General features: G+C 55.7%; 11 protein-coding genes. 4 read left to right on the forward strand and 7 right to left on the reverse strand.

What is annotated here, in order from left to right; all coding sequences use genetic code 11:
* Positions 1–6 precede the first annotated feature (6 nt).
* Positions 7–1110: a porin gene (locus VIN96_RS00870; RefSeq protein ID WP_331893524.1), complete on the reverse strand. Its 1104-nt coding sequence runs from the start codon at positions 1108–1110 to the stop codon at positions 7–9.
* A gap of 623 nt (positions 1111–1733) precedes the next feature.
* Here VIN96_RS00870 and VIN96_RS00875 point away from each other — a divergent pair.
* The 4 genes from VIN96_RS00875 (at position 1734) to holA (ending at position 6420) form a co-directional block, all read left to right on the forward strand.
* Positions 1734–2201 (forward strand): DUF3576 domain-containing protein, encoded by a 468-nt coding sequence (locus VIN96_RS00875; protein WP_331893525.1) that lies wholly within the window; start codon positions 1734–1736, stop codon positions 2199–2201.
* A gap of 67 nt (positions 2202–2268) precedes the next feature.
* Positions 2269–4833 carry a leucine--tRNA ligase gene (gene leuS / locus VIN96_RS00880; RefSeq protein WP_331893526.1) on the forward strand — a complete coding sequence of 855 codons (2565 nt, stop codon included), beginning with the start codon at positions 2269–2271 and terminating at the stop codon, positions 4831–4833.
* A 34-nt stretch (positions 4834–4867) separates the two neighbouring features.
* Positions 4868–5386, forward strand: coding sequence for an LPS assembly lipoprotein LptE (lptE, locus tag VIN96_RS00885; RefSeq protein WP_331893527.1), 519 nt, complete (start codon positions 4868–4870; stop codon positions 5384–5386).
* Positions 5383–6420 (forward strand): DNA polymerase III subunit delta, encoded by a 1038-nt coding sequence (gene holA / locus VIN96_RS00890; protein WP_331893528.1) that lies wholly within the window; start codon positions 5383–5385, stop codon positions 6418–6420. Before lptE ends, holA begins: the two co-directional genes overlap by 4 nt.
* Positions 6421–6658: 238 nt before the next feature.
* Here the strand turns inward: holA and VIN96_RS00895 are convergent, their stop codons facing one another.
* The 6 genes from VIN96_RS00895 to VIN96_RS00920 form a co-directional block, all read right to left on the reverse strand.
* Positions 6659–7537, reverse strand: coding sequence for a ParB/RepB/Spo0J family partition protein (locus tag VIN96_RS00895; protein WP_331893529.1), 879 nt, complete (start codon positions 7535–7537; stop codon positions 6659–6661).
* Positions 7538–7588: 51 nt separating this feature from the next.
* The gene (locus VIN96_RS00900; protein ID WP_331893719.1) at positions 7589–8383 is read right to left on the reverse strand and encodes a ParA family protein; all 795 of its coding nucleotides are present in this window, start codon (positions 8381–8383) and stop codon (positions 7589–7591) included.
* 46 nt (positions 8384–8429) lie between these two features.
* Entirely contained in the window at positions 8430–9077 is a 648-nt protein-coding gene (gene rsmG, locus VIN96_RS00905) for a 16S rRNA (guanine(527)-N(7))-methyltransferase RsmG (protein WP_331893530.1), read from the reverse strand.
* A 66-nt stretch (positions 9078–9143) separates the two neighbouring features.
* The gene (mnmG, locus tag VIN96_RS00910; RefSeq protein WP_331893531.1) at positions 9144–11027 is read right to left on the reverse strand and encodes a tRNA uridine-5-carboxymethylaminomethyl(34) synthesis enzyme MnmG; all 1884 of its coding nucleotides are present in this window, start codon (positions 11025–11027) and stop codon (positions 9144–9146) included.
* Positions 11028–11160: 133 nt separating this feature from the next.
* Positions 11161–12513, reverse strand: a complete 1353-nt coding sequence (mnmE, locus tag VIN96_RS00915; protein WP_331893532.1) for a tRNA uridine-5-carboxymethylaminomethyl(34) synthesis GTPase MnmE — start codon at positions 12511–12513, stop codon at positions 11161–11163.
* A gap of 41 nt (positions 12514–12554) precedes the next feature.
* Positions 12555–12884, reverse strand: a complete 330-nt coding sequence (locus VIN96_RS00920) for a (2Fe-2S) ferredoxin domain-containing protein (protein WP_331893533.1) — start codon at positions 12882–12884, stop codon at positions 12555–12557.
* Positions 12885–12926 lie beyond the last annotated feature (42 nt).

Raw genomic sequence — 12926 nt, forward strand, 5'->3', positions numbered from 1 at the left:
TTCAAATTAGAAGCCGACTTCGATACCAGCGATCAAGCCGCTGATGCTCGTGGACTTACCGGTGGCGATGGTCGTGCCGGTGCCTTCCGGGTCAGCCTTGGCGTGGAAGTAGTTGGCAGCCAATGCAACACCAGCGCCCATGTCGTAGGTCGCAGCGATGTTCCACTTGGTGTCTTTGTCGCTACCAGCAGCGGCCGTGCCTTTGTCTTTAGCAGACATGTAGCCAGCGGAAACGCTGTAAGGACCGGTGGCGTAGGAAACGCCGAGTTCCCAAGCGTCGCCGTCAGCCAGGTTGGAGCCCGTGCGGGTGTCGTTGAAGTCGGAGTAGCCACCACCAACGGTGAAGCCAGCCATGCCGACGTTCAAACCAAAGTGGGTCACGTCCTGGTCGTTTGCACCGAAGTTCATGCGCGTCAAGTCAGCGGAAACCGCTGCGCCGCCCAGGTCGCCGGAGTAAGCGATACCCAGCGTGGAACCGTCTTGTGCCGTGTTACCTTGAACGCGACGTGCGTTGGAGGCGTCAGCAGCTTCAGCAGCCGAGTAGGAGAAGCCAACCGTGATGCCGGAGAAGTTCGGCGAGGTGTACTTCAACTTAGCGGAGTCGCCACCGGCGTCGGAGATGTCCGGAGCAACCGTTGCGAAAGCGGCGGTCGGAGCGGTAGCAGAGGTAGCAACACCGGCCCAGGGATCCGTGTCACCCCAGTCGAAGTTACCGGCGTTCGGAACGCGAACCATGTTGTCGTCACCGAAGTGCGGGTGGTGACCGATGCTCAGGGCACCCATGGCGTCGGAGCTGATGGTCAACCAGGAACGGTCAACGTTCTTGCTGACGGCGCCGTCGGCTTCCATTTCGACGCGAGCGGCAACTTTGATGCCGTTGTCGAGGGTGGTGTTGCCGGTGAAGTAGATCTCGGTGTTGGACCACTGAGAAATGTCTTTGTCACGCGAGGTGTCGGAACGCGTGGAAGCAACTTCGTCAGAGTTGGTGAGACCAACGTAGTGACGCATGAAGCCGCCGAGTTCCAGTTTGATTTTATCAGCAGCGAAAGCTTCGCTGGACATGGCGCCCAGGGCGATAACGGCCGTGGTACCGAGCAGAATCTTTTTCATGGTTTCTCCTATACGATTTTTTCCCCTATCGCGTTTATTTCGTGTGTTGGTCGTTCACAAACCATGAAACACCACGTCGCGATAGACGTTTTACCCCAAATGGATGATGCATGCTGTACTGCTACGAACATAAAATCAAGAAACTCTAACCCATTATGTCTTCAAATGTTTGTCGGCGTGACAATTATGCAACAGAACGAGCTGTGCGCTCGAATATCTGACCTAAAATTCCATTTGACTGGCCCATATTCTATATCAGTTCTGTGACATGCACGCTACACCTTGCGCCACACATCATATAAACCCTGCGCGCGCCCGATATTATCATGTGTCTTATGCTGATGTTTGCAATTGAGTGCGAAATCTATACCGATGCGCACTTCGCCCGTTGCTCCAAACGCTAAGCCGCGTATTATTGGGCGACTGTTTCGCCTCTTGATGATGCACAGTGCATGGGATACGTAGCGGCGACGACTGTTAGTATAGTTGCCCTTGGCTACTGCCCATGTATATTTTTGCCTGCGGAGAATATGGACAATATGAAAAAGACCACCTTTCATTTAGCGGTCATCTCAACGGCCCTGCTTTCAATTGCGCTGAGTGCATGTGAGGGCGGTAAAGTCTTGACCCCACGCAAAAAACAGGTCGGTGAAATCGGCAAACAATATGAAGAAACCAACCCGCGCAATACCCTGTTCGGCGAAGGCGGTATTCAATTCGGCAACGACGCCAAGAAACCCGGCACGGCAGGCAGCGGCGGCATCGGCGTCAACTCCTATCTCTGGCGGGCCAGTTTGGACACCATCGCCTTTATGCCCGTGACCAGCGCCGATCCCTTTGGCGGTGTGATCATTACAGATTGGTACGCCCCGGTCGAAACACCCATGGAACGTTTTAAACTAAATGTCTATGTGCTGGGCCGCGCTTTGCGCGCCGATGGCATTCGTGTTTCCGTTTTCCGCCAGGTCGACGATGGCGCAGGCAATTGGCGGGATGCTGCCGTGGAAGAAGGCGCTGACCGTAAATTGGAAGATGCCATCCTCACGCGTGCGCGGCAATTGCGCAACGAAACACGCCTTCAGCAAAACTGATCGAGCGGCTGTCGTCTCAGTTTATCTCATCAACTCGACAACACGTTAAGTAGGACTCCGTACGCCCATGTCGCGCTACAACTTCAAAGAAACCGAAGCCAAGTGGCAAAAGGCCTGGGAAGACCAGGGTACATTCAAGGTCATCGAAGACCCCACCCGCGAAAAGTACTATGTCCTCGAAATGTTTCCTTATCCTTCGGGTCGAATTCACATGGGCCATGTGCGTAACTATACGCTGGGCGACGTTGTGGCGCGGTTTAAGCGCGCGCAAGGCTTTAATGTCTTGCACCCCATGGGCTGGGATGCATTTGGGTTGCCAGCTGAAAACGCCGCGATCCAAAACAAAACTCACCCCGCTAAGTGGACCCATCACAACATCGCGACCATGAAGGCGCAGCTCAAAACCATGGGCTTGTCCTATGATTGGGACCGCGAGATCGCCACGTGCACGCCGGAATATTACAAACACGAACAAAAAATGTTCTTGGATTTCCTCAAGGCCGGCCTGGCTTATAAGAAGGAATCCTGGGTCAACTGGGACCCGGTTGAAAATACCGTGCTGGCCAACGAGCAGGTCATCGACGGCAAGGGATGGCGCTCCGGCGCGCCTGTGGTCAAAAAACAGCTGTCGCAATGGTTCCTCAAAGTCACCCAGTACGGCGACGATCTGTTGCAAGAGCTCAAAACCCTTGATCGCTGGCCTGAAAAGGTCCGCATCATGCAGGAAAATTGGATCGGCCGATCCGAGGGTGCACGGGTCTTTTTCGAACGCACCGATTGTGACGAAACCCTCGAAATCTACACCACCCGGCCCGACACCCTGTTCGGTGCATCGTTCATGGCTATCGCCGCAAATCATCCTGTTGCGCTTAAATTGGCGCAAACCGATCCCGAATTGGATGCCTTTATTAAAGACTGCAACGCGCTCGGCACCTCGGAAGCGGCGATCGAAAGTGCCGAGAAAAAGGGTTTCAAAACACCCCTAAGCGTCAAACATCCATTTATCGACGGCCATACCCTGCCCATCTACGTGGCCAACTTCGTCCTCATGGAATATGGCACCGGGGCGATTTTTGCCTGTCCCGCTCATGATCAGCGCGATATGGACTTTGCCCGAAAATACGGTTTGCCGGTGATCCCCGTGGTGGCACCCAAGGACATTGCCGGTACGGACCAAGAGGCCGACTGGCTTGCCGATTTTGCCGCCAATTCTACCGATGCCGTCACCGATGATGGCGTTGCGGTGAATTCCGATTTTCTCAATGGTCTCGATGTCAACACGGCCAAATCGACAGTCATTCGTAAACTCGAGGATATGGGCCGGGGTAAAGGCACGGTTCAATTCCGTTTACGCGATTGGGGCATTTCACGCCAACGCTATTGGGGTTGCCCGATCCCCGTGATTCATTGCGCCGATTGCGGCACCGTTCCCGTGCCCGAAGATCAGTTACCGGTCGAGTTGCCAGATGACGTAACCCTGGGTGATGCCGGCAACCCGCTCGATCACCATCCGACCTGGAAGCACGTTGATTGCCCCAGTTGCGGCAAGCCTGCGGTTCGTGAAACCGATACGTTCGATACTTTTTTTGAATCGTCTTGGTATTACGCCCGTTTCACCGACCCGAAATCGGATCAAGCTTTTAGCAAAAGTGCCGTCGAATACTGGCTGCCCGTGGACCAATACATCGGCGGTGTCGAGCATGCCGTACTCCATCTGTTGTATTCACGTTTTTTCACCCGTGCGCTCAAGGACTGCGGATATCTTGATATCAAGGAACCGTTCGCCGGCTTGATGACACAAGGCATGATTTGCCACGAAACCTATAAAGATCAAACCGGTCAATGGTTGACACCCGAAGAAGCGCAAGCACTCGACTCAAGCACTGTGACTGTGGGTCGATCTGAAAAGATGTCCAAGTCCAAGAAAAACGTTGTCGATCCGGAATTGATTATTGGCACGTACGGCGCGGACACCGCGCGGCTGTTCATGCTGTCCGACAGCCCGCCAGACCGCGACCTGGACTGGACCGATGCCGGAGTCGAGGGTGCTTGGCGATATGTCGGCCGCGTATGGCGTTTGGTTGACGGCGGCGCCAGCAAGATCGCAGATATTGGCACTGTGTGTCCTGCAGAACTTGATGGTCCTGCGCTTACGATACGTAGCCTGGTGCACAAAACCGCCCACGCCGTAAGCCAGGATCTCAACAATTTCCATTTTAACAAAGCCGTTGCGCGCATTCGTGAATTAACCAATACGCTCGAAGGCTTTGATAATGATACCCCCGCAGCGAACTGGGTACGGCGCGAGGCGTTCGAATTCATCGCCAAATTGATCAATCCAATGATGCCGCACCTAGCCGAAGAATTATGGAAACGACTGGGCTTTTCCGACCTCATCGCCAATGAAGAATGGCCGGTCGTCGATCAGTCCCTTCTGGTTGACGACACCGTGACCGTCGCGGTTCAGGTCAACGGCAAAATGCGCGGCACCATCGAGTTGGCCAAGGATTGTCCCAGTGCAGATGCCGAAGCCGCTGCCCTGACCTTAGACACGGCCCTCGCCGCCATGGACGGTAAATCACCACGAAAAGTGATCGTCGTCCCTAACAGGATTGTGAACATTGTTGTTTAACCCTCAGATATTTCGCACATCGACTCCAGCAATCTTGCTTGTTGCTGGACTTGCGCTGAGCGCATGCGGTTATCGCCCCCTTTACGGCCAAAACACCTCGGCACCGGCGGCGCAACAGCATTTAGAAAGCGTCAATGTCAAACCGATCCCTGATCGTGTAGGTCAGATGATGCGCACGGCACTGACGCGTCGGCTCAGCCCACGTGGTGCCAAGTCGAGCCATGCCTATGACGTCGTCATCACACTTGATGAATCCGTCACTACGTTAGCGGTCGAGCGCAATGCCTTCGCCACCCGCGCAAATTTGACCTTGTCCGCCAACTATCTTCTCACGCGCCGCGCTGATCATGCCACGCTTACTTCCGGTTCCGTCAAATCCGTCGCCAGTTACAACATTCTGGCATCCGACTTCGCCACCAAGGCGGCTAAGGATGATTCGCGCAACCGCGCCATTCAGGATGTCGCCGACACTTTGCGCACCCGTTTGGCCATTTATTTCCAAGGCCCTGGGCAAAATCAGCCGCCATTGAAGTCGGGAACCGTTCGTCCGTGAAAATTTCCGGGGCTAAGATCGAAGGTTTTCTGCGCACTCCCGATCCTACGGCGCGCGCGATCTTGGTTTTTGGTCCCGATGAAGGTTTGGTTCGCGAGCGCGCTCAGCGTTTGGCCAAAACCGTAGTCGACGACCTCAACGATCCGTTTCGCGTGGTCGAACTGAACGGCGCTGATCTCAAAAACGATCCCGCACGTTTGCCCGATGAGGCCGCATCCATGTCGTTTGGTGGCGGATCACGTATCGTTCGCGTTCGTCAGGCGGCTGATTCCTGCACGGCGGCATGCAAATCATTTCTGCAGCTCGACACCCCAGTCGAGGCCCTGGTGGTGATTGACGCTGGCGATTTAAATCCACGCTCCACTTTACGAAAACTCTTCGAGAGCGCAAAAAACGCCGCCTGTATTCCCTGTTATGCCGACGACCTGCGCTCTCTGCCTGATGTGATACGTGAAACGCTCAATCGTTTTGAACTCACTGCCGATCGCAACGCCATGTCTTTATTGGTTCAAAATCTCGGTTCCGACCGCTCGGTCACGCGCGGTGAGCTGGAAAAACTGGCGCTTTACATGGGCGGACCCGGTCAGATCCATGAAGACGATGTGCGCGCCGCCATCGGCGACACGGCGGCCAGCGGCATTGACGACGTCATCTACAGCGCCGCAAGTGGCGATACCGCAAAGTTGGAATCATCCCTGAATCGCGTGTTGTCGGAAGGCGTCAATGCGGTTCAGCTCGTGCGTGCGGCCGAACGTCACTTTCAGCGCCTTCATATGGCCCGAGGCCATATGGCGCGGGGACACACTGCCGATCAAGCGACGAAATCCCTTCGCCCGCCGATCATTTTTAAACTTGCCGATGCATTTCGCGCGCAATTGGGCCTATGGCCAGAACAAAAATTATCGCGCGCCTTCGAGATTCTCACTCAAGCGGAAATTGATTGCAAAACGACCGGCTTACCGGCGGATGCGATTTGCGGACGTGCCATGTTGACGATAGCGCAGGCGGCGAAAGCCGGCCAACGCCGTTCCTGAATCCACCGACTTCATAAAAAAATTGAAAAACAATAAGATAGCCTATCTATAGATTAATTGTGCAAACTACAATTCATAATGAGACATCAATCGGCCTCAATGTCTCACTACGATATATGAATTGCACAAAAATGCCAGGCGATATCATCGCGTAATATCAAAGAGATAGTCACCATCAACCGCTTATGTAGATTATTTTTTGTGCTTTATGTTTCGGATTGGCAAGAAATTAGCAGTTCTACGCGTCGTCGGAACCACCGCCATGGGTCAAGCGTGCCAAAATACCATCCAGCTGTTCAAGGCTTTCGTAGTGGATGACTACCTGTCCTCGGCCACCCTTGTCTTGGATATCGACCTTAAGGCCGAGCAGGTTGGCGAGGTCGTGTTCCAGGGCAATGGTGTCGCTGTCTTTGCTGGGCTTGGCCGCCTTCGGTTTGGCGCCGACGGCACCGCCTGCCTTGACCAGATGTTCGGTCTGACGCACATTGAGGCCCTTGCGCACCACCTCTTTGGCGAGATCCGCCGCGCCGGAAACGCCAACCAGACAGCGCGCATGGCCGGCCGAAAGATCCCCAGCTTCAAGCAGATCTTTCACCTCGCCCGGTAACGTCAACAGACGCAAAGTGTTGGCTACGTGCGAGCGGCTTTTGCCCAAGGCGCGCGCCAATTGTTCTTGGGTGTGGTTGAATTCATGCATCAAACGGTGATAGCCGTCGGCCTCTTCCAGCGCAGACAGATCTTGGCGTTGCAAGTTTTCCACCAAGGCGACTTCCAGGGTTTCTTTGTCATCGAAATCGCGGATGATAACCGGGACTTCGTGTACCTGGGCCATTTGCGCCGCACGCCAACGGCGTTCGCCGGCGATGATTTCAAACTCGCCAACGTGCTGAGGATGGGGGCGAACCAGCAGCGGTTGCAACACACCCTTTTCGCGGATGGATTCCGACAGATCGCGCAGCTGATCATCACCGAAATTGTGGCGCGGCTGATATTTGCCCGGATGCAAATGCGACACCGCAATATGTTTGGCGCCCTCGCCGCTGTGAATTTCCGAAAAATCGGCTTCATCTTGTCCCAGCAAGGCGGACAGGCCCATGCCTAATTTTTTCTCAGCCATCTTCTCTTCCTTAAGCATGCGCAATGTGATCGTCTTGTATTAAATATTGCGTTAAACGCGGACGTGACCTTCGCGGCGCAGAACCTCGCCCGCCAAGTGCAGGTAAGCCTGAGATCCCGCGCATTTCATGTCGTACATCAGCACCGGACGACCGTGCGACGGCGCTTCGGAAACGCGTACGTTGCGGGGGATGACCGTTTTATAGACCTTGTCGCCGAAATACTCGCGCACGTCCGCTGCAACCTGATCGGATAGTTTGTTTCGCTTGTCAAACATGGTCAGTACGATACCCTGGATTTCCAGGTCCGGATTGAACACGTTTTTCACCCGTTCGACGGTTTTGAGCAAATGGCTCAAACCTTCAAGCGCGAAAAACTCGCATTGCAGCGGGACCAAAATCGCCTGTGATGCGACCATCGCATTCAAGGTCAGTAGACCCAAAGCGGGCGGGCAGTCGATCAAGACATAATCATAGTCTTGCGCGCCATCGCCAATGGCCTTTTGCAGCTGGTGCTCGCGGTCATCCATGCCAACCAATTCCAGCTCCGCACCGGACAAATCCATGCCCGCCGGCACGATATCGAGCCCCGGCACACTGGAATGCTGGACCGCATCGCTCAGACGCACCCCGCCGATCAACATGCGATACGTATCCAGGCGACGGTTTTTGCGGTCAACGCCCAAACCGGTCGAGGCGTTGCCTTGCGGGTCGAGATCGATGATCAGCACGCGTTGCTTTACCGCCGCCAATGCGGTGGCCAAATTGATGGCCGTGGTGGTTTTCCCCACTCCGCCCTTCTGATTGGCGACAGCGATGATGCGTGGGCCTTTTTCCGGCTCGGGCATGTTGATGATATCCCCTATGGTGCCGCCCATGTTTTTCTTGGGCATTTTATTCCAGATGCTCATGACGTCGGATGCACTCTTTCATCTCAAGGATCATGCCCGCCGGATCGGTCCGACTGGGGTGATGAATGACGCGCATCTTCCAGGTTTTTTCAGCCTCGGTCAATTCCTCGGACCAGCGTTTACCCTTGAGAAACAGGTATATCCCTGTGGATAAACTGTGCATCTCGGCGAACGCCAAAAGTTTATCCAACGAAGCCAAAGCGCGCGACGTCACCACGTCGGCATTCAGGGGAGCGAGATTTTCAATGCGATCGTTGTGCACCGTAGCCCCGCAGCCCGCAGCCCGGTTGACCTCGCGCAGAAACGCACATTTGCGCTGGTCACTTTCGACCAAATGAACATCCAGGGTCGGATCCAAACACGCTAGCACCAAACCGGGAAATCCCGCCCCACTACCGAAATCCACAACTTTTTTACCCTGCGGTACCAAAACAGCGATTTGTGCGCTGTCCAACATGTGTCGTTGCCACAAATCGGGCAGCGTGTCAGGCCCAACCAGATTGATTTTGGCCTGCCACTTCACCAACAACTCGGCGTAAATTTTCAGCCGCGCCAGCGCATCGTCCGATGCTCCTATTGCAGCCTGAAACTCCGCTGCGCTTCTGACCGCGGGGTTGCCGACCTCATTCATGTGAAGACCTTTCGATGGGGCAATGTTTCACGTGAAACATTGTGCCGCTTTTTCCCAAATAAATACTTAAGCGGATTTACGTTGTTTGGTGCGGCGGACGAACGATAATAACAATGTCAGCGCTGACGGTGTGACGCCGGAAATGCGTGACGCCTGACCCAAAGTTGCCGGTCGAACAATTTTGAGTTTGGCACGGACCTCGTTGGACAGACCGCTGATCGCGTCATAATCCAGATCTGAAGGAAGCGCCAAGGCCTCATCTTTACGAAAGGCCAACACATCTGCGTCTTGCCGATCTAAATAAACGCTGTATTGAGCCTCGATCTCAGCTTGTTCCTTGGCTTTTGCCTCAACTTCAGCCATTTGGGGCCAAATGTGTTCAAGCTGATCCCAGGTGACCTCAGGATAGGACAGCATCTGCTTGGCGCTACGCCGCTGGCCATCTTGATTGACCTTTAGGCCAAACTTGGCAAGCTCGACCGGGGTTGCGGAGAGCATTTCGATCAGGTCCAGCGCCGAACGAATTTGCTGATCCTTTTCCTTAAATGCTTGAGATCGAGGTGAACCCACACATCCCACTGCTATACCGCGCTCGGTCAGCCGTCGATCCGCGTTGTCTGCACGCAGGCGCAGTCGATACTCGGCGCGCGACGTGAACATGCGATAAGGCTCTTGGGTGCCCAGCGTCACCAGATCGTCGATCATCACGCCGATGTATGCTTCTGATCGATCAAGGACAAAGTGCTCACCCCCCTGCCCGACTTTGAGTGCCGCGTTGATGCCAGCCATCAGGCCTTGTGCGGCCGCTTCTTCATAACCCGTGGTGCCATTGATTTGACCGGCCAAGAAAAGTCCCGGTGCCCGGCGTGTTTCTAGCGACGGGTTCAATTCACGCGGATCGACAAAATCGTATTCGATCGCATAGCCTGGCTGAAGCATGCGGGTGTTTTCCAAACCCGGTATGGTTTTGAGCAGTGCCAACTGAACGTCCCGCGGCAACGAGGTTGAAATGCCATTGGGATACACCGTCGGATCGTCATAACCTTCCGGTTCAAGAAAGATCTGATGACTGTCGCGATCAGAAAACCGAACGACCTTGTCCTCAATCGAGGGACAGTAGCGCGGCCCCGTGCTTTCAATCTGACCCGAATACATCGGACTGCGGTCCAGATTGGCCCGAATGAGAGCATGACCCTGCGATGTCGTGTTGGTGATGTAGCAATCAATTTGGCGCTGGGTGATCGCCTTTGTCATAAACGAAAACGGTTCGGGATCCGGATCACCGGGCTGGGGTTGCAGGCTCGACCAATCGATGGTGTTGCCATCCAAGCGCGGCGGCGTGCCGGTCTTCAACCGGCCCATGGCGAAGCCCAGGCGCCGCAATGTATATGCCAGCCCCACCGCGCGCGGATCACCGACACGGCCAGCGGGAAAAGTTTCTGGACCAAGATGGATCAAGCCGCGCAAAAAAGTTCCCGTGGTCAAAACCACCGCACCGGCGATAAGGGTCTCTCCATCCGCCAGCTTGACCCCGCGCACCGCGTGTGCGGCGTCCAATAGGATGTCTTCGACCGAGGCCTCACGCACGGTGAGGTTATCTTGTTCGTTCAACAAGTCCTGAACGGCCTGACGATACAGTTTGCGGTCGGCCTGGGCGCGCGGTCCGCGCACCGCCGGACCCTTGGAGCGATTGAGCATGCGAAACTGAATGCCGCCGCGGTCCGCCGCACGACCCATGATGCCGTCCAGCGCATCGACCTCCTTGACCAACTGACCTTTCGCCAATCCGCCAATGGCCGGGTTGCACGACATTTCACCGATGGTGTCGAGGCGGTGGGTGATCAAAACGGTTTTTGCACCCATGCGCGCAGAAGCCGCCGCCGCTTCCGCGCCGGCGTGCCCGCCACCGATTACGGCGACGTCAAAGGTCATGTCATCTCGATCACTCATGGGGCGGAACTTAGGTGCGCGCGGTGGTCAAGTCAAACCCGCAGTGAAACCACGCGTGCGGAATGTTTCACGTGAAACATTGCGGCATAGAAACAGCACTGATAAAAGCAGCGCTCAAGCGTATGACCGGAACTCACTTACCGATGCAAAAATCGCGAAAAATAACATCGAGCAAATCTTCCACATCAACCCGACCCGTAATGCGCCCCAGCTCACGTGCTGCTAGGCGCAAGTCCTCTGCTTCCAATTCAGCCCCAATGTGCTGGGCATTGTCGCGAACCAAAAACCGCTCCAGCGCATCAGCCGTACGTACTAGGGCTTCACGATGCCGCGCCCGCGTCGGCGCGGGACCATCGGTGCTTACGCGACATCGTACCGAGACCAGTTCAGCCAGGCGCGTCAATAATTCATCAAGCCCCTGCCCTGTCTTAACCGACAGCGGCCAAACGGGATGGCCATCGATGGTATCGGGGATAGGCACGGCGGCGACCTCGGCCTTGTTGATCGCAACCAACGTATCGCTCTCCAACAGATCACGCGTGGTGGGATCGAGGGCCGGCAAGGTCAAGGCATCGAAAACCGCCAATTTAATATCAGCGCCCTCCGCCCACAAACGCGCGCGGCGCACGCCTTCTTGTTCGATCGCGTCGCCCGTTTCACGGAGCCCCGCCGTATCGGCGACCAGCAGCGGATAGCCTGATAGGTTCAAATGGACCTCAACCACATCACGGGTGGTCCCGGCAATATCAGAAACGATCGCCGCATCACGCCGGGCCAGTGCGTTCATCAGCGACGACTTGCCGGCGTTGGGGGGGCCGATGATTGCCAACCGCACCCCTTCGCGCAATCGCTCCCCTTTGCGACCATCGCGTAAGTGAGCCAACAACTGAGTGTGAAGTTCGCGCACGCGATCCATAACCGCCGCGTGCAAATGCTCGGGTAGTTCTTCGTCGCTAAAATCAAGCTCGGCCTCAAAGTGCGCCAAGGCACGCACCAATTCATTGCGCCAGCCGTCGTATAGGCGGCCCAGTTCTCCTTCGGACTGGCGCAGGGCCTGCTTCTTCTGAGCCTCGGTTTCGGCCTCGATCAAATCAGCCAGACCTTCGACTTGGGTGAGATCGAGTTTGGCATTTTCAAACGCGCGGCGGGTAAACTCGCCGGCCTCCGCCAGGCGCAAACCTTGAACCCTTGACAGCGCCGCCAACACACCGTCGACCACCGCAGGGCCGCCATGCACGTGCAGCTCGACCACGTCTTCGCCGGTGAAGCTGCCTGGTGCGGCAAACCACAACACCAACGCATCGTCCAGCACCGCCCCATCACCAGGATCGCGCAGCCGAACCAGTTTGGCCAGACGCGGCTGAGGCAGGTCGCGGCCGCTCAACGCACACAAAGCCGCACCGGCATCGGCACCGGAAATGCGGATCACCGCAACGCCGGAACGGCCGGTACCGCTGGCCAGTGCGTAAATGGTGTCACCTGTCATCGTAGACATCCCAAGCGGTTAAAATAGATTGTCTGCTATGTTTATTGATCGGGCTGAAGCATCAGGCGATCCACACGGCCACCCTTTTCGATGTGGTCGATAAGGATTTCGTCGACATCTTCGAATGTCTTGATCGAATACCAGATCCCTTCCGGGTACACCACGACCGCCGGACCCAGTTCGCACCGGTCCAAGCAGCCCGCGGAATTGACACGCACACCTTCAAGACCAAGCTCTTTGGCGCGCGCTTTCATATAATCGCGCAGCTTTACCGAGCCCAACGCCGCGCACGATCCGCGCGGATGTTTTGCAGGCCGCTCATTGGTGCAGCAAAAAATATGCAGACGATAGTAAGGGCGTGGATCGGTCATAAATCGGTTCTCGATGGTGGCGGAGGAAAGTTATCCCGCGTT

The organism is Magnetovibrio sp. (assembly GCF_036568125.1).
In the GTDB taxonomy this organism is placed as follows: domain Bacteria; phylum Pseudomonadota; class Alphaproteobacteria; order Rhodospirillales; family Magnetovibrionaceae; genus Magnetovibrio.